At 72.2% G+C, this 21,261-nt stretch carries 16 protein-coding genes and 1 pseudogene; 5 read left to right on the top strand and 12 right to left on the bottom strand.

Annotation, left to right across the window (positions count from 1 at the left end; genetic code table 11):
• Nucleotides 1-133 precede the first annotated feature (133 nt).
• The 5 genes from ilvC to ACFXDJ_RS12085 all read right to left on the bottom strand — a co-directional run bounded on the left by ilvC (nt 134) and on the right by ACFXDJ_RS12085 (nt 8,263).
• On the bottom strand, nt 134-1,135 hold the full coding sequence (ilvC, locus tag ACFXDJ_RS12065; protein ID WP_384660099.1) for a ketol-acid reductoisomerase: 1,002 nt from the start codon (nt 1,133-1,135) through the stop codon (nt 134-136).
• A gap of 318 nt (nt 1,136-1,453) precedes the next feature.
• Nucleotides 1,454-1,978, bottom strand: coding sequence for an acetolactate synthase small subunit (gene ilvN, locus ACFXDJ_RS12070; RefSeq protein WP_384848945.1), 525 nt, complete (start codon nt 1,976-1,978; stop codon nt 1,454-1,456).
• A 31-nt stretch (nt 1,979-2,009) separates the two neighbouring features.
• On the bottom strand, nt 2,010-3,899 hold the full coding sequence (locus ACFXDJ_RS12075; protein WP_384653825.1) for an acetolactate synthase large subunit: 1,890 nt from the start codon (nt 3,897-3,899) through the stop codon (nt 2,010-2,012).
• 215 nt (nt 3,900-4,114) lie between these two features.
• Nucleotides 4,115-7,033: a putative bifunctional diguanylate cyclase/phosphodiesterase gene (locus ACFXDJ_RS12080; protein ID WP_384653835.1), complete on the bottom strand. Its 2,919-nt coding sequence runs from the start codon at nt 7,031-7,033 to the stop codon at nt 4,115-4,117.
• Nucleotides 7,034-7,315: 282 nt separating this feature from the next.
• A complete protein-coding gene (locus ACFXDJ_RS12085) occupies nt 7,316-8,263 on the bottom strand; it encodes a 2-hydroxyacid dehydrogenase (RefSeq protein WP_384653823.1) in 948 nt (315 codons plus the stop codon).
• 80 nt (nt 8,264-8,343) lie between these two features.
• Here ACFXDJ_RS12085 and ACFXDJ_RS12090 point away from each other — a divergent pair, with 80 nt between their 5' ends.
• The 3 genes from ACFXDJ_RS12090 (at nt 8,344) to ACFXDJ_RS12100 (ending at nt 11,035) form a co-directional block, all read left to right on the top strand.
• A complete protein-coding gene (locus ACFXDJ_RS12090) occupies nt 8,344-9,351 on the top strand; it encodes an aldo/keto reductase (RefSeq protein WP_384653821.1) in 1,008 nt (335 codons plus the stop codon).
• Nucleotides 9,352-9,613: 262 nt separating this feature from the next.
• On the top strand, nt 9,614-10,819 hold the full coding sequence (locus ACFXDJ_RS12095) for a PQQ-dependent sugar dehydrogenase (protein ID WP_384653819.1): 1,206 nt from the start codon (nt 9,614-9,616) through the stop codon (nt 10,817-10,819).
• A gap of 42 nt (nt 10,820-10,861) precedes the next feature.
• Nucleotides 10,862-11,035 (top strand): DUF6191 domain-containing protein, encoded by a 174-nt coding sequence (locus tag ACFXDJ_RS12100; protein WP_384653817.1) that lies wholly within the window; start codon nt 10,862-10,864, stop codon nt 11,033-11,035.
• Nucleotides 11,036-11,045: 10 nt separating this feature from the next.
• Here ACFXDJ_RS12100 and ACFXDJ_RS12105 read toward each other — a convergent pair whose 3' ends face one another.
• From ACFXDJ_RS12105 to ACFXDJ_RS12130, 6 genes and pseudogenes are all read right to left on the bottom strand, one after another.
• Nucleotides 11,046-14,123: an AAA family ATPase gene (locus tag ACFXDJ_RS12105; RefSeq protein WP_384653833.1), complete on the bottom strand. Its 3,078-nt coding sequence runs from the start codon at nt 14,121-14,123 to the stop codon at nt 11,046-11,048.
• An 80-nt stretch (nt 14,124-14,203) separates the two neighbouring features.
• A complete protein-coding gene (locus tag ACFXDJ_RS12110; RefSeq protein WP_384653815.1) occupies nt 14,204-14,389 on the bottom strand; it encodes a hypothetical protein in 186 nt (61 codons plus the stop codon).
• 188 nt (nt 14,390-14,577) lie between these two features.
• Complete coding sequence (locus ACFXDJ_RS12115) at nt 14,578-15,168, bottom strand: hypothetical protein (RefSeq protein WP_384653813.1); 591 nt, start codon at nt 15,166-15,168, stop codon at nt 14,578-14,580.
• A 121-nt stretch (nt 15,169-15,289) separates the two neighbouring features.
• Nucleotides 15,290-15,844: a GNAT family N-acetyltransferase gene (locus ACFXDJ_RS12120; protein ID WP_384653811.1), complete on the bottom strand. Its 555-nt coding sequence runs from the start codon at nt 15,842-15,844 to the stop codon at nt 15,290-15,292.
• 30 nt (nt 15,845-15,874) lie between these two features.
• Nucleotides 15,875-18,124: an MMPL family transporter gene (locus ACFXDJ_RS12125; protein ID WP_384653809.1), complete on the bottom strand. Its 2,250-nt coding sequence runs from the start codon at nt 18,122-18,124 to the stop codon at nt 15,875-15,877.
• Nucleotides 18,125-18,432: 308 nt separating this feature from the next.
• Nucleotides 18,433-18,813: pseudogene (locus ACFXDJ_RS12130) on the bottom strand (signal peptidase I); the annotation flags it as partial.
• A 60-nt stretch (nt 18,814-18,873) separates the two neighbouring features.
• Between ACFXDJ_RS12130 and ACFXDJ_RS12135 the strand changes: the two are divergent.
• Nucleotides 18,874-19,710, top strand: coding sequence for a GNAT family N-acetyltransferase (locus ACFXDJ_RS12135; protein ID WP_384653831.1), 837 nt, complete (start codon nt 18,874-18,876; stop codon nt 19,708-19,710).
• 49 nt (nt 19,711-19,759) lie between these two features.
• The gene (locus ACFXDJ_RS12140; protein ID WP_384653807.1) at nt 19,760-20,278 is read left to right on the top strand and encodes a DinB family protein; all 519 of its coding nucleotides are present in this window, start codon (nt 19,760-19,762) and stop codon (nt 20,276-20,278) included.
• 66 nt (nt 20,279-20,344) lie between these two features.
• On the opposite strand, the gene ACFXDJ_RS12145 is transcribed toward ACFXDJ_RS12140, so the two are convergent.
• A complete protein-coding gene (locus ACFXDJ_RS12145) occupies nt 20,345-21,121 on the bottom strand; it encodes a siderophore-interacting protein (protein ID WP_384653805.1) in 777 nt (258 codons plus the stop codon).
• Nucleotides 21,122-21,261 lie beyond the last annotated feature (140 nt).

Below are 21,261 nucleotides of genomic sequence, written 5' to 3' on the forward strand. Positions count from 1 at the left end.
ACTTTCTGTCGTCAACCCCGCGCGCTGATCGGCGGGTTCTCCAGCGGGGCCCGCCGGCGGCCCCAATCCGGGTGGGGGGTGGGGGGGGGGGGGGGGGCGGGCCCCCCCGCCCCCCCCCCCGCCACGCGCGAGATCAGCTCTCGTCGTTGTCGACCCAGCTCATCAGCTTGCGCAGCTTCTTGCCGGTGGTCTCCAGCAGGTGGGCCTCGTCGGCCTTCTTGTACTCGTTGTACTTCGGCAGACCGGCCTTGTACTCGGCCATCCAGGTGTTGGCGAACTCGCCGTTCTGGATCTCCGCGAGGACCTTCTTCATCTCGGCCTTGGTGGCGTCCGTGATGATGCGGGGACCGGTGATGTAGTCGCCCCACTCGGCGGTCTCGGAGACCGACCAGCGCATCTTCTCCAGGCCGCCCTCGTACATGAGGTCCACGATGAGCTTCAGCTCGTGCAGGCACTCGAAGTACGCGATCTCCGGCTGGTAGCCGGCCTCGGTCAGGGTCTCGAAACCGGCCTTGACCAGAGCGGAGGCGCCACCGCACAGGACGGCCTGCTCACCGAACAGGTCGGTCTCGGTCTCCTCGGTGAAGGTGGTCTTGATGACGCCGGCGCGGGTGCCGCCGATGCCGGCCGCGTACGAGAGCGCGAGGGCGAAGGCGGAACCGGTGAAGTCCTGCTCGACGGCGGCGATGCAGGGCACGCCGCGGCCTTCCTCGTACTGACGGCGGACCAGGTGGCCCGGGCCCTTCGGGGCGACGAGGGCGACGTCCACGTTGGCCGGCGGCGCGATGAAGCCGTAGCGGACGTTGAAGCCGTGGCCGAAGAAGAGCGCGTCGCCCTCCTGGAGGTGCGGCTCGATGGACTCGGCGTAGATCTCGGCCTGGAGCGGGTCCGGGGTCAGGATCATGATGACGTTCGCCCAGGCGGCCGCCTCGGCGACGGGGAGGACCTTGAGACCCTGCTCCTCGGCCTTGGCCTTGGACTTGGAGCCCTCGTGCAGACCGACGACGACGTCGACGCCCGAGTCGCGGAGCGACAGCGCGTGGGCGTGGCCCTGGCTGCCGTAACCGATGACCGCGACCTTGCGGTTCTGGATGATGGACAGGTCGGCGTCGTTCTCGTAGAACAGCTCGGCCACTGGGAACTCTCCTTGGTGCGCTGGTGTTGCTCCCACCGTACGGCGGGGAACGGAATACGTGTTTGCCGGTCTCGCTATCCGAGCGAACGGGCAGGTCCCGGGCGACCGGTGACCGGGTGAACGGTGACCAGGTGAACGGTGACCGGGTGCGCCAGTCCCGGGCGGCGCCGGGCGCGGCGGGGGGGGGCGCGGGCGGGGGCGGGGCGCGCGGGGGCGCGGGCGTGGGGGCAGGGGGTCTCCGTGCCCGGCCGGGGGGCCCCCCCCGGCCGGCGGCCGCCCCCGCGCGCGCGGCGGCGCCCCCCCCCCCCCCCGCCCGGCTCAGGCGCTGCGGTCGAGCGAGCGCAGGCTGCGGTCCGTGATGGACCGGCCGCCGCGCCCTATGGCGATCGTGCCGGACTGGACGAGCTCCTTGATGCCGAAGGGCTCCAGCATCTTGAGCATCGCGCCCAGCTTGTCGGTACCGCCGGTGGCCTCGATGGTGACGGCCTCCGGGGAGACGTCGACGGTCTTGGCGCGGAACAGCTGGACGATCTCGACGATCTGCGAGCGCGTTTCGTTGTCGGCGCGGACCTTCACCAGAACGAGTTCGCGCTCGATGGCGCTGTGCTGCTCCAGCTCGACGATCTTGAGCACGTTGACCAGCTTGTTGAGCTGCTTGGTCACCTGCTCCAGCGGGAGGTCCTCGACGTTCACGACGATGGTGATGCGCGAGATGTCGGGGTGCTCGGTGACACCGACCGCGAGGGAGTCGATGTTGAACCCGCGGCGGGAGAACAGCGCGGCGATCCGGGCGAGGATGCCGGGCGTGTTCTCGACCAGGACGGAGAGCGTGTGCTTGGACATGTGAGTCTTTCTCTCTCTCGGCTCTCTCGGCTCAGTCGTCTTCGTTGTCGCCGAAGTCGGGACGGACGCCCCGCGCGGCCATGACCTCGTCGTTCGAGGTGCCGGCGGCGACCATCGGCCACACCATGGCGTCCTCGTGGACGATGAAGTCGACGACCACCGTACGGTCGTTGATCGCGTTGGCCTCTTCGATGACCCGGTCCAGGTCGGCCGGGTCCTCGCAACGCAGCGCCACGCAGCCCATGGCCTCCGCCAGCTTGACGAAGTCCGGGACGCGGGTGCCCTTGCGGGGGGCGCTGGACTCGCCGAGCTGGGAGCCGACCGCGGTGTCCTGGCCGGTCTCGTCCGCGTGCAGCACGGTGTTGGAGTACCGCTGGTTGTAGAACAGGGTCTGCCACTGGCGGACCATGCCCAGGGCACCGTTGTTGATGATCGCGACCTTGATCGGGATGTTGTTCAGCGCGCAGGTGACCAGTTCCTGATTGGTCATCTGGAAGCAGCCGTCACCGTCGATCGCCCAGACCGTGCGGTCCGGCATGCCGACCTTGGCGCCCATCGCGGCCGGGACCGCGTAGCCCATGGTTCCGGCGCCGCCGGAGTTCAGCCAGGTGCGGGGCTCTTCGTAGTTGACGAAGTGCGAGGCCCACATCTGGTGCTGGCCGACGCCGGCCGCGTAGATGGTGTGCGCGGGGGCCAGCTGGCCGATCCGCTCGATGACCTGCTGCGGCGACAGCATGTCCTCGGAGGGCTTCTCGTAGCCCAGCGGGTACGTGTCGCGCCAGCGGCTGAGGTCCTTCCACCAGGCGGTGTAGTCGCCGGCGTGACCCTCGGTGTGCTCGGCCTGGACCGCCTGGATCAGGTCGGCGATGACCTCGCGGGCGTCACCGACGATCGGGACGTCCACGGCGCGGTTCTTGCCGATCTCGGCCGGGTCGATGTCCGCGTGGATGATCTTGGCGAACGGGGCGAAGCTGTCCAGCTTGCCGGTGACGCGGTCGTCGAAGCGGGTGCCCAGCGCGATCAGCAGGTCCGACTTCTGCAGCGCGGTGACGGCGGTGACCGCACCGTGCATGCCGGGCATGCCGACGTGCAGCGGGTGGCTGTCGGGGAAGGAGCCCAGCGCCATCAGGGTGGTGGTGACCGGGACACCGGTCAGCTCGGCGAGGACCTTCAGCTCGGCGGTCGCGCCGGACTTCATGACGCCGCCGCCGACGTACAGGACCGGGCGCTTGGCCTGGCAGATGAGCTTGGCGGCCTCGCGGATCTGCTTGGCGTGCGGCTTGGTGACCGGCCGGTAGCCCGGGAGGTCCTGGGCCGGCGGCCACGAGAAGGTGGTCTTCGCCTGGAGGGCGTCCTTGGCGATGTCGACCAGGACCGGGCCGGGGCGGCCGGTCGAGGCGATGTGGAAGGCCTCGGCGATCGTCCGCGGGATGTCCTCGGCCTTGGTGACCAGGAAGTTGTGCTTGGTGATCGGCATCGTGATGCCGACGATGTCCGCCTCCTGGAAGGCGTCGGTGCCGATCGCCTTGGAGGAGACCTGGCCGGTGATCGCGACGAGCGGGACGGAGTCCATGTGCGCGTCGGCGATCGGGGTGACCAGGTTGGTGGCACCCGGGCCGGAGGTGGCCATGCAGACGCCGACCTTGCCGGTGGCCTGCGCGTAGCCGGTGGCGGCGTGGCCGGCCCCCTGCTCGTGGCGGACCAGGATGTGACGGACCTTCTTGGAGTCCATCATCGGGTCGTACGCGGGGAGGATGGCGCCGCCCGGGATGCCGAAGACGGTGTCGCACCCCACCTCTTCGAGAGAGCGGATGAGGGACTGCGCACCCGTGACGTGCTCAACTGCTGCGGACTGGTGTCCGCCGTTACGGGCCCGCGGCTGCGGATGGTGGGCCCCGGTGGCCTGCTCGGTCATCGGCATTCTCTTCTCGAAGCTGAGGGTTTTACGAGGAGGGTTTTACGAGATTCGACGTTGCCAGTGCAACAAAAAACCCCTCGTGCCGGGAGGCAAGCGAGGGGAGCGCGTCGGGTGCGTTGAGCGGGGACATGCTGGTCCCAGCTTCAGCCGACGCGCTTTCCAAGTACGAGAATTCGGGTGCGCATGGCATTGACCCTCCCTCCGGCGGGAGGGTGATGTCAAGCGGGTGGGACGGGCGTCTCATTATGTGAGCCTCTACGGATGACCATGGATCCCCCGGGCGAACCACCGGCCAGTGCAGGTTGGGCCGCACCACCCGGTACTGGGAACGTACCCCTCACGAGCGCGCGGCGCAGCCTGTATTCGTCCAGGGGTCCCGAGAAGGCCATCCCCTGGCCATGGGTGCAGCCCATCGCGCGCAGGGCCAGGACCTGCTCGGGCAGGTCCACCCCTTCGGCCGCCGACTGCATGCCGAGGTCATTTGCGATCCGCAACAAACCTGCGGTGATCTTGTGCAGGCGGGGGGACTCCACGACCCCTTCGACCAGGCCGCGGTCCAGCTTGAGCATGTCCACCGGGAGCCGCCGGAGGGCACTGATGGCCGCGTAACCGCTGCCGAAGCCGTCCAGGGCGATCAGCACCCCGAGCCTGCGCAGGGCCGCCAGCCGCCGCTCCAGGTCGTCGAAGGGCACCCTGGGGTCGGAGACGGCGAGCTCCAGGACGAGCGCCCCCGAAGGCAGCCCGTGCCGGGTCAGCAGGGCCTCCACGGAACCCAGCGGCATAGACCGGTCCAGCAGCCGCTGCGCGGTCATCCGTACGGCCACGGGCACGTCGTGCCCGGCCCGGTGCCGCTCGGCGGCCTGGCCCACGGCCTCCTCCAGCAGCCAGCGCCCCAGCTCGGCGGTGCGCGAGGCGTCCGGCACGGCGGTGTGCCCCTGCCCCTGGCCCTGCCCGCCGTGGCCGTGCCCGCCGCCCTCGCTGTACTCGGCGACCCGCAGGAACTCGGCGGGCGTGAACAGGATCCCCTGGGCCGAGCGCCACCGGGCCTGCGCGGCCACCGCGGAGATCTCGCCGGTGGCCAGGGAGACCACGGGCTGGTGCAGCAGGGCGAACTCACCGTCGTGCAGCGCGGTGCGCAGCCGCCCCGCCAGCTCGGCCTTGCGCACCACCTCGGCCTGCATCTGCGGCGCGTACATCTCCACGCGGTCCTTGCCGCCCGCCTTGGCCCGGTACATCGCGAGATCCGCGTTGCGCATGAGGTCCGAAGGGGTGATGCCGGGGTCCGCGAAGGCCACGCCGATGCTGGCGGCGACCCGCACCTCGCTGCCGGCGATCCGGTACGGCTGGGAGAGCGTGGTGCGCAGCCGGTCGGCGATCTCGTGGACCTGGTACTCGCGGGCGCTGCGGTCGCGGCTGCCGTCGCCCAGGATCAGCGCGGCGAACTCGTCGCCGCCGAGGCGGGCCGCGGTGTCCCCGGCCCGGACCGATTCCTGGAGCCTGCAGGCGGCCTCGATGAGCAGCTCGTCGCCCGCCTGGTGGCCGATGGTGTCGTTGACGGCCTTGAATCCGTCGAGGTCGATGAAGAGCACGGCGGTGCTGTGGTCCCCGGCCCGCCGGCCGGTCAGCGCCTGGCGGACCCGGCGGGTGAACAGGGCCCGGTTGGGGAGGTCGGTGAGCGGGTCGTGTTCGGCGCTGTGCTGGAGCTGCGCCTGGAGCCGGACCCGCTCGGTGACGTCGCGGCTGTTGAGGATGAGCCCGCCCTGGTGGCGGTTGACCGTGGACTCCACGTTGAGCCATTCGCCGCCGCCGGACTTGAAGCGGCACTCGATGCGGGTGGTCGGCTCCTCGGAGGGCGGCGCCGCCAGGAAGCGGCGTACCTCGTGGACCACACGGCCGAGGTCCTCGGGGTGGATCAGGGTGGCCAGCTCGGTGCCGACCAGCTCCTCCGCCTCGCGGCCGTAGACCCCGGCGGCGGCCGGGCTGACGTAGCGCAGGGTCCCGGTGGGCGCGGCGATCATGATGACGTCGCTGGAGCCCTGGACCAGGGAGCGGAAGTGGTTCTCCTTCTGGGCCAGTTCCTGGGTCAGCGCGATGTTGTCGAGGAGCATGATGCCCTGCCGGACGACCAGCGCGAGCACCACCGTGCAGCCGGTGAAGACGACGACCCGGTCGACCTTCCGGCCGTCCACGACGTTGTAGAGGATCCCGAGGGTGCAGACGGCCGCCGCGAGGTACGGGGTCAGGGCGGGCAGGGAGCCGGTGATGGGACGGCTGTGCGGCCGCTCGGCGCGCCCGGGGGCGGCGGGCGCGAGCCCGGGGGCCGGGCCCGTGCGGCGGGCGCCCCACGGCGCGTACGCGAGGAGCAGCGAGCCCGCGAACCACCCGGCGTCGAGGAGCTGGCCGGACTGGTACCCGGCGCTGAGCAGGGGCGAGGTGAACAGCGCGTCGCTGAGCACGGTCAGCGCGAGGGCCGCGATGGCGGTGTTCACGGCGGAGCGGTTGGCCTCGGAGCGGCGGAAGTGCAGGACGAGGACCATCGAGACGAGCGCGATGTCCAGGAGCGGGTAGGCCAGTGAGAGGGCCGCGCGCGGGACGCTCCCGGGGGCGCCCGACTGCGCGGTGCGCGCCGCGTGCGCGAGGGCCAGGCTCCAGGACAGGGTGAGCAGGGAGCCGCCGATGAGCCAGGAGTCGAGCGCGAGGCAGACCCAGCCCGCTCTGGTGACCGGGCGTTTGGCGAGGACGAGCAGGCCCACGATGGCGGGCGGCGCGAAGCAGAGGAAGGCGAAGTCCGCGATGGAGGGCTTCGGCACGCTCTCGCCGAGGATCACCTCGTACCAGCCCCAGACGGCGTTGCCGCAGCCGCCCATGAGCGAGGAGAACGCGAACAGCAGCCACGCGGGGCGTTCCCGGCTGTCGATGGCCCGCGCGTAGGTGAAGCAGGAGACCGCGGCCAGCAGGCCTCCGGCGCTGAGCCCGAAGTCGCCCATGATCTCGGCGAGTTCCTCGGAGCCCCAGCCGAGCGCGGCGCCGACGGCGTACCCGCTGCAGACCACGGCGAGGAGGAGCTGCATCGCCAGGTTCTTGGCACCGCCGGCGAGGGGCTGGCGGGTCAGGAGCGCGACCCCCGGGGCGCTCACCGCTCCCCCTCGCTGGCTGGTTTCGGTGCGGCCCAGTCCCGGCACCGTCGCCTCCGGCGGCTTCGCCGCATCGGATCCTTCGTCCATTGGCCGTGCATCGCCCGTCGCCCCCCAAAGTGTCCGATCACTCCCCAGCGCCAGACGTTCGTGGCGCAGCCCCTTCTTCCGGACGATACACCACTTTCGTCACTCAGGGACATAGCTTCTCTACTCTCCGTCACCACCCGGGGAGTTGTGTCCACTGAGCGCATCCGTCCGACTGCGGAGCGTGCGCACCACGCGTCACTCCGTGATCAACACCGTGTTCTCCACGGGCTCTCCGGCGGCGAACCGGCGGAGCTGCCGGGCCAGCAGGCGCTTCGCCCGGGGCTCGAACGCCGAGCTGCTGCCGCCCACATGGGGTGTGATCAGGACACCCGGAGCATGCCAGAGCGGATGGCCTGAAGGCAGTGGTTCCGGATCGGTGACGTCCAGCGCGGCGCGCAGCCGGCCCGACTCCAGCTCCAGGACCAGGGCCCCGGTGTCGACGACGGGACCGCGCGCCACGTTCACCAGCAGCGCCCCGTCCTTCATGAGGCCGAGGAACCCGGCGTTCGCGAGTCCCCGCGTCCCCTCGGTGAGCGGTGTGGAGAGAATCACCACATCGGCCCCGGGCAGGAGTTGGGGCAGATCGGCGAGGGCGTGCACCGGCCCGCGCGCCGTGGTGCGCGCCGTCCGCGCGACCCGCGTGATCCGCTCGCACTCGAAGGGCGCGAGCCGGTCCTCGATGGCCGCGCCGATCGCCCCGTAGCCGATGATCAGTACGGACTTGTCCGCGAGGGCCTCGTAGAACCCGGAACGCCACTCCTCACGGTCCTGACCGCGCACCATTCCGGGGATCCCGCGCAGGGAGGCCAGGGTGAGGGTGAGCGCCAGTTCGGCGGTGCTCGCCTCGTGGACGCCCTTGGCGTTGCACAGCCGTACGCCGGGGCGCAGGTCTCCGAGGCCGCCGAGGACGTGGTCGATGCCGGCGGTCAGGGTCTGGACGACCCGCAGGCCGGGCATCGCGGCCAGCGGGCGCACGGTGACGGCCGGGGACTTCATGTACGGGGTGACGTAGAAGACACAGGCGGCCGGATCGGCCGGGAAGGCCTCCTCGCCGTCCCAGTGGCGGTATCGGAAGGAATCGGGCAGGCCCTCGATCTCCTCGGCGGGGAACGGGAGCCAGACGTCCGGAGTCTCTGTAGTCATGATCACGAGGCTATGTCAGGGGATCCGGACCGAGCCGTTAGTTTGTTCGCCGGACCGGCAGGACCAGGGGGGACGCACGGGTGGAGCGCAGGTCGATCGGGGCGGGGGCGCTGAGGGTGGGCGCCGTCGGGCTCGGCTGCATGCCGATGAGCGGGGCGTACGCGCCTTCGCGCAGGCGGCGCGAGGACTCGCTGGACACCGTGCACACGGCTCTGGACCTGGGTGCGAACCTCCTGGACACCGCCGATCTGTACGGCCCGTACACCAATGAGCTGCTGCTGGGGCGGGTGCTGGCGGAGCGCCGGGCGGACGCCTTCGTGTCCGCCAAGGCGGGGCTGCGGGCGGACGGGCAGCACGTGGTGGCCGACGGGCGGCCGGGGTACCTGCGCCGGGCCTGCGACGCCTCGCTGCGGCGGCTGCGCACCGACGTCATAGACCTCTACCAGCTGCACCGGGTGGACCCGGACGTGCCGGTCGAGGAGACGTGGGGCGCGATGGCCGATCTGGTGGGCGCGGGGAAGGTGCGGTCCCTCGGCTTCTGCGCGCTGGGCGCCGGAACCGGGCCGGGCGCGGGACGGCGCGGGGACCGGGCGTACGAGGCGACCTTGCGCCATCTGGAGCGGGCGCAGCAGGTGTTCCCGGTGAGCGCGGTGCAGGCGGAGCTGTCGGTGTGGTCCCCGCAGGCGGCCTGGCAGTTGCTGCCGTGGTGCGCGGCGCGCGGGGTGGGGTTCCTGGCGGCGATGCCGCTGGGGAGCGGGTTCCTGACGGGGACGCTGACCCCGGGCGAGGGGTTCGAGCCGCAGGACGTGCGGGCGAGGCATCCGCGGTTCACTGCGTACGCGATGGCGGCGAACCAGGTGCTGGTCGCGGGGCTGCGACGGGTAGCGCGGCGGCACGGGCCGGAGGTGACGGTGGCGCAGGCGGCGCTGGCGTGGGTGCTGGCGCAGGGGCCGCAGGTGGTGCCGGTTCCGGGGGCCGGGCAGGCGCGGTGGGCGGCGGAGAACGCGCGGGCGGCGGAGGTCCGGCTGACCGCCGCCGACCTGGCGGAGCTGTCGGAGCTGCCGGAGCCGGTGGGGGCCTGGGACTGAGCGCGGGGCGTGCTCGGAGCTCGGCGCGGGCCGGCTCCACAACCACTCGATCGAGTGTACGAGCGCCGGAACTTCGGGTATGACCGCGGCGGTTGAGTCATGTGAAGGCGTGATCGACGGACCGGAGGGGTGCAGGACGATGCGAACCGAACGGAATCAGGGACAGGGACAGGGACACGGGCAGGGGCAGGGACACGGGCAGAGGCAGGGACAGCGCCCGTCGGCCGCGGCGGGAAGGCGACGGGAGCAGACCCGGGTACCGATGTCGTACGTCGCCCCGCGCGCCCGGGTCCGCGGAGTGCTGGCGGCGTTCGCCCTGGCCGGATGCGGGGCGCTGCTGGCGGCGGGATGCTCCCCGCCGGGCGGCGCCGGGGCCCGGCCGGGCACCTCGCCACCGGGTCCGGAGTCCGGTACATCGGCGCCGGGTGCTCCGGGCGGGGCCTCCGCGTCCCCGTCGACCTCGGGCCCGCCCGCCAAGGGCGGGGTGACGGTGACCGGCGTGGTCGCCAAGGACCTGGAGTCCCCGTGGGGCGTGGCTCCGCTGCCGGACGGGAATCTGCTGGTCGCCTCGCGGGACAAGGGCACGATCAGCCGGGTCGATGTGGCCACGGGCGCGCTGACCCCGGTCGGCAAGGTGCCCGGGGTGGCACCGGGCGGCGAAGGGGGGCTGCTGGGCCTGGCCCTGTCCCCTTCCTTCGCCTCGGACCGCATGGTCTACGCGTACTTCACGACCGAGTCCGACAACCGCATCGCGCGGCTGCGTTACGACGACAAGAGAACGCCCGGCGATCAGCTGGGCGCGCCCGACACGGTGCTCCGCGGCATCCCCAAGGGCCTGATCCACAACGGCGGCCGGATCGCCTTCGGCCCGGACAAGATGCTCTATGCCGGGACGGGCGAGACCGGTGAGACCGGGCTCGCCCAGGACAAGAAGTCGCTGGGCGGCAAGATCCTGCGGATGACCCCGGACGGGCAGCCGGTGCACGGGAATCCGGAGGCCGACTCGGTCGTGTACTCCTACGGGCACCGCAATGTGCAGGGCCTCGCCTGGGACGCGGACAAACGGCTGTGGGCGGCCGAGTTCGGCCAGAACACCTGGGACGAGCTGAACCTGATCGAGCCCGGCGCGAACTACGGCTGGCCGGAGGCGGAGGGGAAGGCCGGCAAGCCGGGGCTGCGGGATCCGGTGGCGGTGTGGAAGACCGACGAGGCCTCGCCGAGCGGGATCGCCTGGGCACAGGGCTCGATCTGGATGGCCGGGCTGAAGGGGGAGCGGCTCTGGCGGATCCCGCTGGCCGGGACGGACCTGGCGGCGGAGCCCGAGTCCTTCCTGGAGGGGCAGTACGGCCGGCTGCGGACCGTGGTGGCCCTCGGCGGGGACAGATTGCTGCTGGTGACGAGCGAGACGGACGGGCGCGGGTCGCCGGAATCCGGCGACGACAGGATCCTGACACTGACGGTGCGATGACCGGCGGGCCCCGACGGGGGGCCGAAAGGCACGGTGGGCGCGATGTTCAACATGCTGGAGGAGCTCTTCAGCCCGGGACGCAAGCACACGCACGACGAGAAGAAGCGGCTGGAGCTTTCCCGGACCGATGTGAACGACAACGATCCGGGAAAGGGCCCGATAGACCTGGACTCCGGCCGGGTGCTCATACGCCCGCAGGAGCACCCGGCGGGCTAGCGCCCCGGCACTAGCGCACCGCCTGGGCCTCCTGCCCCTGCTTCTTCGGGGCCTGCCCCGGGGCGGCCGGGCCGAAGAGCCGTAGCCGGTGGGCCAGGGCGGCCGCCTCGCCGCGGCCCGCGACACCGAGCTTCGCCAGGATGTTCGATACGTGCACGCTGGCCGTCTTCGGGGAGATGAAGAGCTCCTCGGCGATCTGGCGGTTGGTGTGGCCCACCGCGACCAGGCGCAGCACGTCCCGCTCGCGGCTGGTCAGGCCCAGCGCCTCGGCCGGGTCGGTGTCCGGGACGGTCCGGCTCTTGGGGGTGACCGCGGCGGTGAGCGGGAGCCGGGCCCGCTGCGCGAGCAGGGCCAGGTCCTCGCGGAGCCGGCGGGCTCCGAGCTGCTCGGCGGTCGCGTAGGCCTCGTGGAGCGGCCGGGCAGCGGCCTCGCGGCCGCCTCCGGAGCCGAGCAGGGCCTCCACGAGCCGGTGGCGGGCCCTGGCCAGCAGGTACGGGCGTTCCAGGGGGCGTATGGCCTCCTCCACGCCCGTCCAGTCGGCGACGGTGTCCCGGTCCTCGACGCGCAGCAGCTCGGCGCGGACGTACTCCGAGTGGGCGATCCACACCGGGACCGGGGTGGACAGGGCCCGTGCGGCGTCGCGCAGCTTCGCCAGCGCCGCTTCGCGGCCCGCCGCGGCGGCCGGGAGGCCGCGGGAGTCGGCCTCGGCCGAGGCCGCGGCGAGCAGCAGCGGCCAGGCGTAGCGGTGGTGGCCGAGCGGGAAGCCCTGCTCGATGGCCGCGGCCACTTCGGCGCGGACGTCGGCTATCCGCCCCTCCCCCGCGGCCACTCCGACCGCGAGGCGGAAGAGCGGGATCCGGTGCTGGGGCTGGGCGTCGTGGACGCCGAAGCAGTTGCGGGCCACGGCGAGCTGGGAGGCGGCCTCGGCGAACTCGCCGCGGGCCAGGGCCAGGTAGGCCAGCCGTGCGGCGGCGGAGCCGCGCGGGGTGGAGGTGCTGACGAGGGTCAGCGTCTGCCGGGCCTCCGCCTCGGCCTCCTTCCAGCGGCCGAGGCTGTACAGGCTCTCCGCCAGGTTGCCGCGGACCCAGGCCTCGGAGTCCAGCAGCTGGGACTTCTTGACCAGAGCGACACCCTGTTCGGCCAGTTCCACGGCGTCGCGGGACCGGCCCATGCTTTCCAACTGAGAGGTGAGGTTGATATGTGCACGTCCCGCGAGTGCGCCGAGCCCGAGCTCGGCGGCCCGGTCCTTGACCGCGTGCAGCTCGGCGAGGCCTCGTTCGGGTTCCCCGGCGTCGGTGAGCAGGCTGCCGATGGTGATCCGGGCGTCGAGCGCGGTCTCCTCGGCGCCGACCATCCGCGCGTACTCCACGGCGCGTTCGGCGGCGTCGAGGTTGTCGGGGCCGGGGTTGTGGAGCATGCCCCAGGTCGCGGCCCGGACCAGGACGTCGGCGTGCACCTGGGACGGGGGCAGCCCCCGGACGAGCTCCTGCGCCTTGGCGAGCTCCTCCCAGCCGTCGCCCCGGGCGAGGCCGGCGATCAGCCGGGAGCGCTCGGTCCAGAACCAGGCGGCGCGCAGCGGGTCGTGGCCGTCCTCCAGGGAGCGCAGGGCGGTCTTGGTGATCTTCAGGGCCCGTTCGCGGTCGCCTCCGAAGCGGGCCGCGACGGTGGCCTCGGCCAGCAGGTCGAGCCGTTGCAGCGGGGTGCCGGCGGGATCGCAGCCGCAGGGCGGGTACACCTCGGTGTAGTCCGCCGGGCGCAGTTCGGCGCGGACCTCCTCCGGTACGCCTTCCCACAGCTCCATGGCCCGTTCCAACAGCCGCAGTTGCTCGGAGTAGGCGTGCCGGCCACGGGCGGCCACCGACGCGGCGAGCACGGCGGGCAGCGCCTTGACCGTGTCGTTGGCGTAGTACCAGTAATTGGCGAGCCGGATGACCCGCTGCTCCTCGGCGCGGATCAGCGAGTCGTCGGCCTCCAGCTCCTCGGCGTAGCGGCGGTTGACCCGGGCGCGCTCGCCGGGCAGCAGATCGTCGGAGACGGCCTCGCGGACAAGGGAGTGGCGGAAGCGGTAGCCGTCCCCGTCGGGGGTGGCGAGCAGGATGTTGGCGCCGACCGCCGACCGCAGGGCCTCGATCAGCTCGTCCTCGGTGAGCCGGGTGACGGCGCGCAGCAGGTCGTACTCCACCGTGGAGCCGCCCTCGGCGACGATGCGCACGACTCGCTGCGCGGCGTCCGGGAGGACTTCGACGCGCACGAGGAGGAGGTCGCGCAGGGATTCGGTGAGGCCGGTGAGACAGCCGCTGGAGCGGGAGGCGACGAGTTCCTCGACGAAGAAGGCGTTGCCGTCGGACCGATCGAAGACCGATTCGACGAAGTCCTCGTCGGGCTGGGAGGCCAGGATGCCGGCGAGCTGGCGGCGCACCTCGGCCCGGTTGAAGCGGGGCAGCTCGATGCGCTGAACGGTGCGCAGCCGGTCCAGTTCGGCGAGGAGCGGGCGCAGCGGGTGGCGGCGGTGGACGTCGTCGGCGCGGTAGGTGGCGACCAGGACGAGCCGTCCGCGGCCCAACGCGCGGAAGAGGTACGAGAGCAGGTGCCGGGTGGAGGTGTCCGCCCAGTGCAGGTCTTCCAGAACGAGGACGACGGTGCGGTCCGCGGCCAGCCGCTCCAGCATCCGGGCCGTCAGTTCGAAGAGCCGGGCGGTGCTTTCCTCGTCGTGCGGGCCGCGCGGGGTCTCGCCGAGTTCGGGGAGGATGCGGGCGAGTTCGTCCTCCTGGCCGGCGGCCGCGGCGGCCAGTTCGCCCGGGAGCAGGCGGTGCAGGATGCGCAGCGCCGTCGAAAACGGGGCGAAGGGAAGTCCCTCCGCCCCGATCTCCACACAGCCTCCGACCGCGACGACCGCGCCGCGGCGGTCGGCCTCGCAGAGGAACTCCTCGGTGAGGCGGGTCTTGCCGACCCCTGCCTCGCCGCCTATGAGCAGTGCCTGCGGCTCCTGGCCGGCGGCGCGCGTCAGGGCGTCGGTGAGTATGGACAGTTCGTCGGCTCGGCCGACGAACACCGGGCTGACAGATCTGGTCTCCACGCCGCCGAGCATCGCACAGAGGCCCTGCTCATCGGCACTGGATATCGGTGCGCTTCTCATCACGTGTCGCTCCACGCGGTCCCCCGCCCGGCTTACGCGGCGCGGGTGAAGCGAGCCCGGTTCCCTCTCACCGGCCGTTCGGGGTTCTGGCTTCGTGAGAAGACCCCGCGGGCCTTCTCGGCCTTCGCCGCCTTCTTGGCCTCCTGGGCCAGCCGGTACGCGTCGGCCTCGCGGATGAGGGCTTCGCGGCGGGCGGTGGCGATCTCGTACTCGAACATCTCGTACTCCCTGGTTGCGTTTCTCGGGCACCTCGTTCGGTGTGATCCAAGATTCGCTTCCCAGGGGGTACCGGCACATCGGGAGCATGCCGCATCTGTGCGGGCCGGGGGGCCTTAGGCCGGGGTCTTGCGTCCCTGAGGCGGACTAAGGCAGTGCCTAGGCGGGCAGCGGGGCGGCACCGGACGGCTTAGGCCGAGGGGACCGTCGGGAGGGGGTAGAAGTACATGACACCGAAGACGATCACGCCGATGGCGGCGATGACCACGGCGGCCCAGGACACGGCGCGGACCCAGGCGGGGAGCGTACGGCCGGGGGCGCCGAAGGCGGGGCGGGCCAGGACGAAGACGGCGAGGAGCAGCGCCAGCGTCGCCAGGACGCCGTTGCCCAGGGCGGTCAGGTGCCAGGCGTTGCCGTACACCGCCTCGATCTTCGCCTCGGGGGTGGTGGCGCTGGCCGAGCTGATCTGGCCGACGAGGGTCTCGCGCTCTCCCAGCATGCGGGAGACCCAGCTGCCGCTGAGGGCGACCAGGCCGAGACCGGCGGCGATGATCGCGGAGGCGCCGGCGCCGACACCGCTGGACTCCGCGACGGTCTCCTCCAGCTCCTCGTCGAGGCCTTCGGCGCCCTCGTCGAGGATCGCGTCGGTGGTGACGTCCGTGTCCGCGGCGGCGGGGGCGGCGGCGGGGGCGGCCGTCTCGTCGGTGGCGTCGGCCTTCTTCAGGTCGGCCGGGGAGTCCGCCTCGGGAGCGGTCGGGGCGGGGGTCTTGGTGGTGTCCATGCGGGGCACCGTAGGCGCCTTGTCTGAGAGGTTTCTGAGAATCCGGCCGAACGGCCGCCGGCGCCCGGCCCCGGGTGCACGGGGTGCCCCGGGGCGGGTGCGGGCCCGGGCCTCGGATCGGTTACGCGGGGCTGGCCGGGGACCACTCGTGGGCGAGGACCGACCACACCTCGGTGTCCTGGCGCAGGCCCCGGTAGAGGTCGTTCTCGCGCATGACGCCTTCACGGGTCATGCCCAGTCGCTCGGCGACCGCGATGCTCTTCTTGTTGGCGGGGGCGACGTGCCACTCGACGCGGTGCATGCCCCGGTCCTGGAACGCCCAGTCGATGATGGTCCGGCAGGCCTTGGTGACCAGGCCGCGGCCGGCGGCCGTGGGCTCCAGCCAGCATCCGGCCTCGCAGGTGCCGCTGCCGGTGTCGAAGGTGCGGAAGAGGACCCCGCCGACGAGGACGCCGTCGACGCGGATGCCGTAGAGCCGCCCGGTGTCGGTGGCCGCCTTCTGCGCGTAGGTACCCAGGTAGGACCGCGCACCGTCGAGGTCGGCGACGACGTCCGGCAGCCCGACGTACTGGCCGATGTAGGCCCGGCCGCGGTTCATGTGCGCCAGGAACTCCTCGGCGTGCCGGACCTCCAGCGGGAACAGCTGGGCGCCTTCGGCGAGGTCTATCGAGAACATGCGGGCTTGTCCTTGGGTCTCGGGCGGCGGTTACCGGGATGCTGTGGCGGGCTCGGTGCCGTCCTCGCTCGTGGCTTCGCCGGCGCCGGTCCGCTGTGCCGGAAGTGTCGCACGCGACCGGCATTCGGGGGGTTCGATGCTGATGCGGGGCAGCAGCCGGTCCAGCCAGGCCGGCAGCCACCAGTTCGCGCCGCCGAGCATGTGCATCAGGGCGGGGACCAGCAGGGTGCGCAGGACGAAGGCGTCGAGGGCGACGGCCGCGGCGAGCGCGATGCCGAACATGGCGATGAGCCGGTCTCCGCTGAGTACGAAGGCCAGGAACACGGAGATCATGATGACCGCCGCCGAGTTGATCACCCGGCTGGTCTCGGCGAGCCCGACGCGGACCGCCCTCTTGTTGTCCCCGGTCTCCAGCCACTCCTCGTACATCCGGCTGACGAGGAAGACCTGGTAGTCCATGGACAGCCCGAAGAGCACCGAGACCATGATCACCGGCAGGAAGGGCTCGATCGGTCCGGCGCTGCCCAGGCCCATCGGTTCGCTGCCCCAGCCCCACTGGAAGATCGAGACGACCACGCCGAAGGAGGAGGCGACGGCGGCCACGTTCATCGCGGCGGCCTTGACCGGGATGCCGATGGAGCGGAAGGCCAGCAGCAGGAGCCCGCAGCCCAGGGCGATGACCACTCCCACGAAGAGCGGCAGCTTGCCGATGATGACGTCGGCGAAGTCGTCGTAGCCGGCGGTCACGCCACCCACGTGGGCCTGCATGGAGTTGCCGTGCCCGGCGCGCGGGATGACGTCCGCGCGGAGCGTGCCGACGAGCTCGCTCGTGGCCCGGGACTGCGGCGAGGAGTCCGGTACGACCGTGACGACGGCGGTGTCGCCGCTCCGGTTGAGGACGGCGGGTCCGGCGGCGGCGACGCCGGGCGTCGTACGGAGCGAGTCCGCGAGGCGCTCCACGGCCACCCGGTCACCGGCGCCGCCGAGGCGGGCGACGACGGTCAGCGGACCGTTCATCCCCGGCCCGAAGCCCTCCGCGAGCAGGTCGTAGGCCTTGCGGGTGGTGGACGTGGCCGGGTTGTTGCCCTGGTCGGAGGTGCCCAGGTGGAGGGAGAGCGTGGGCAGCGCCAGCACCACCATGACCGCCGCGGCGACGAGGCCGAGCAGCTTCGGATGGCGTTCGACGAAGGCCGACCAGCGGGCGGCGAAGCCCGTGACCGGCTCGGCCCGCGGGCCCTCGGCGGCGAGCTTGCGGCGCTCGCGGCGCGAGAGGGCGCGCATGCCGATGTACGAGAGGAGGGCGGGCAGCAGGGTCACCGAGGCCGCGACCGTCAGGACCACGGTGAGGGAGGCGGCTATCGCGACGCCGTCGAGGAAGTTCAGCCGGAGCACCAGCATGCCGAGCAGCGCGATGCAGACGGTGGCCCCGGCGAAGACCACGGCCCGGCCGGTGGTGGCGACGGCATTCTCGGCCGCCTCCTCTACCGGGAGGCCGCGCTGGAGGCCCTTGCGGTGGCGGGTGACGATGAAGAGCGCGTAGTCGATGCCCACCCCGAGTCCTACGAGGGTGCCGAGCATCGGGGCGAAGTCGGCGACCGGCATCGCGTGCCCGAGGAGGGTGATGCCGAAATAGGCGGTGCCCACGCTGACCAGGGCGGTCGCGATGGGCAGCAGGCTGGCGGCCACCGAGCCGAAGGCCAGGAAGAGCACGAGGGCGGCGATGGCCACGCCGATCACCTCGGCGAGGTGCGCTCCGGGGGCCTCGGTGAGGCCGATGGCCCGTCCGCCGAGCTCGACCTGGAGGCCGTCGGCCTCGGTCACCGGGTTCTTGGCGGCGTCGACCACGGCTTTCGCCTCGGCCTTGGGAACCGAGTCGGCCTGCTTGTCGAAGGTGACCACGGCGTAGGCGGTGCGGCCGTCGGGGCTGATGCGGGCAGCGCTGCCGGGTTCGGCGCCGTAGGGGCCGGCGACCGATCCGACGCCGGGCAGGGCGGCTATCGAGTCGAGCGCCCGCGCCATGCGTTCCTCGACGGCGGGCGTACGCACGCTCTGATGGTCCGGGGCCCGCCACACGATGGTGTCGGTGTCGCCGCCCTGGCCGGGAAAGCCCTCGCGGAGCAGGGCGTGCGCCCTGCTGGACTCCGTACCGGGGACCTCGTAGTCGTTGGAGAACGCCGCTCCGGCGCCGACCGCGGCCGCCGCGGTCCCGCCGAGCGCGAGGATCCAGAGCAGGACGGCGACGAGGCGGTGCCGCATGCACCACCGTGCGATTGCTGCCAACGGACGAGCTCCCTGGTGGTTCGGATCTTCACCGGGGACGGCCCGCCGCAAAGAACGCCTGAACACTGAACGCTGAACGTCTCAAAACTTATGGTCTACACCTCCACGATCGCAGCGTCGCGTGATCGTTGGCGGCCTTCGTGGGCATCGTCACAGGCCGCCGGACAGGTGCGGGACCATCGTCACACGGGTTTCGGAGCGGAGGTCCGGCGGGATTGGCCGTCGGCCTGATCGCTGGCCGGGTCGTCGGACTCGTCGTCGGACCCGCCGTCGGACTGGCCGTCGGACTGGCCGTCCGTCCGGTCGTCGGACTGGTCGTCGGTGCGGTAGCCCGGCAGCGAGGGCCAGCGGACGGTGAGCACCACCGAGTCCTCCTCCGCGTACCAGGAGTGGTCGACGCCGCGTCCCCACACCACGTAGTCCCCCTGTTCGGCCAGTACGACGCTGCGGCCGGGGAACTCCAGCCGGAACCGGCCGCTGACCAGCACCTGGAGTGCCGTGCGGGACTCGCCGCGCACCCACTGTGCCCGCTCTTCGCCCTTGGGGTGGACGCCCCACTTGATCTCCACGTCCTCGCTGTGGCGGGGATCGCCGGGCTCCTTGAAGTGGCCGAGCAGCCAGCCGCGGTCCACTGCGGCGTCCGGGGTGGCCTTGCCCGTGTAGATCGAGGGAGTGGGGTGCGCGTTCACCGGGGTGAGGTTAATGCAGTTGTGGGGGTGGGTGGCGGCTGGTGAGCTGGTCGGATGACGATGAATTCTGATGAGCTGCTCGCCCTACGCGCCGAGTTCGACGCCGAGATGCGCCGCGGCGCCCAGCCGGACACCGCCGACGCGCGGGTGGAGCGGGTGGGCGGGGCGGACGGGGTGGACGGCGCGGGCGGCGTCGTACGCCAGATCGTGCCCGGGGGCGGCGGGAACACCGTGCTCTGGTCAGGCCTGAACGAGCGGACGGCGGACGCGGCGATCGCGGAGCAGGTGGCGTTCTTCACGGAGCTCGCCGCCCGGGGCGAGGCCCCCGACGCGGGGTTCGAGTGGAAGCTCTACGACTACGACCGCCCGGCCGACCTCGGGGACCGGCTGCGCGCGGCAGGCTTCGTCGCCGAGCCGGCGGAGACCCTGCTGGTCGCGCGGGCATCGGCCCTCGCGGAGCTGTCGGTGGAGCCGCCGGAGGGGATCACCTTGCGGGTGGTGGCCGACGAGGAGGGGGTGGAACTGATGATGGAGGCCCACCGCCTCGCCTTCGGAACCGACCGGCCGCGGATCCGGCAGCTGATGCTGAACCTGCTGGCGGAAGAGCCCGACACGATCGAAGCGGTCGTCGCGATGGCGGGCGACACCCCGGTGAGTGCGGCCCGGATGGAAATGCGCCCGGGGACCTCGTTCGCCGGTCTGTGGGGCGGCGGCACGGTCCCGGAGTGGCGCGGCCGGGGGATCTACCGCCTCCTGGTCGCCCACCGCGCCCGCGTGGCGGCGGAGCGCGGCATCCGCTACCTCCAGGTGGACGCCTCGGAGGACAGCCGGCCGATCCTGGAGCGGCTGGGCTTCGAGGTGCTGGGGGTCACGGTGCCCTGGATCTGGGAGGGATAGGAGGCCGGGCGTCTTCCGCGTCCCGTCCCGACGGGGCAAGATCACAGTCATGGCAGCGACAGAACCCACCCACCGCATCGGGCCGCCCCTCACCGGGGGCGAGCGCGAGACGCTCCGCGCGTACCTCGACTTCCACCGGGCCACCCTCGCCTGGAAGTGCGAGGGCCTCACCGACGAAGAACTGCGCCTCCAGGCCTCCCCGCCCTCCACCCTGTCCCTGCTGGGGCTGGTCCGGCACATGGCCGAGGTCGAGCGGCACTGGTTCCGCCGGACGCTGGGCGGGGCGGACGTCCCGCACCTTTGGTCGGACAAGCACGACTTCCAGGCCGCCTACGACGCCTCCGGCTCGACCCGCGCCGAGGCCTTCGCGGCCTGGGAGGCGGAGGTCGAGCACTCCCGCGCGGTGGAGGCGGCCGCCGAATCCCTCGACGTGACGACGTACGTCGTGAAGTGGGAGGAGGACGCCTCGCTCCGTCTGCTCATGCTCCACATGATCCACGAGTACGCCCGCCACAACGGCCACGCGGACCTCCTCCGCGAGGCCGTCGACGGCACCACGGGCGCGTGACCCCACCAGACCCCCGCCCGGCCCCCCGGCCGCCCCGTTCGGCGGCGGAGTCGGCGGAGCCGGGGGTCAAGGGCGCCAGTAGCCCAGGGCGTTGACCCGGTCCTTCGGGATTGCGAGGTCCTTGCGGAGCCAGGTGGTCAGGGTGCGGGTGGTGGCCGTGTCGCAGGCCAGCCAGACGTAGGGCGACTCGGCTTCCCTCAGGAGGGCCGGGAGTTCGGTGCGGACCCGGTCGGTCAGGGCCTTGCCTCCGCCCGCGCCCCGCTCGACCCGGCGTACGTCGTGGCGGTCCGCGTGCACTCGTAGGGGCAGGTCCGCGTCCGCCGCGTGCTGGGTCTCGAACCAGACCGTGGCCGGGGTGTCCGGGAAGGCGTCCAGCAGGGAGTTGATCGCGGGGAGCGAGGCAGGGTCGCCGATCACCAGGAGGCGCTCGGGCGCCGGGTCCGGGGCCGTGAAACCCGTGCCCTGGACGGTCGCCTCGATGGTGTCGCCCGGCGCCGCGCGCCGCGCCCAGTCGCTCGCGACCCCGTCGTGCAGGGCGAATTCCAGCGCGAAGGTGCCGGCCTCCGGGTCCGGGTCGACCAGCGTGTAGGCCCGCTGGTGCGGTTTGCCGTCGGCGGCCGCGAACCAGAGCCGGACCCACATCGTCGGGTGCAGGGACTCCGCCGCTGCCGCCGCCGCGAGCAGTCCGCCGTCGGACAGGTGCACGCGCCGGAAGTGCTCGGTGACCTGTTCCGCCCCCGTCACCGTGAACGTGAAGTCCTTCGCCCGCATGAGTTTGAGGACGACGCCCTCCCAACCCTTGGCCGTCCTGGCCGTCTTCCCCGCCCCGGTCGCGACGCTCATCGCATTCCCACCTTCCCCTTATAGTTAGGGAAGCCTAACCTAAATGCACTTGGGGAAGAGTGTGAGCCTTTTGAGCACCACCGACCACGCGGACGGCGAGAGCAGCGAGAGCGGCGAGAGCGGCGGGGACTACGGGCTCT

The sequence above is a fragment of the Streptomyces sp. NPDC059443 genome (genome assembly GCF_042750105.1).
Lineage (GTDB): Bacteria > Actinomycetota > Actinomycetes > Streptomycetales > Streptomycetaceae > Streptomyces.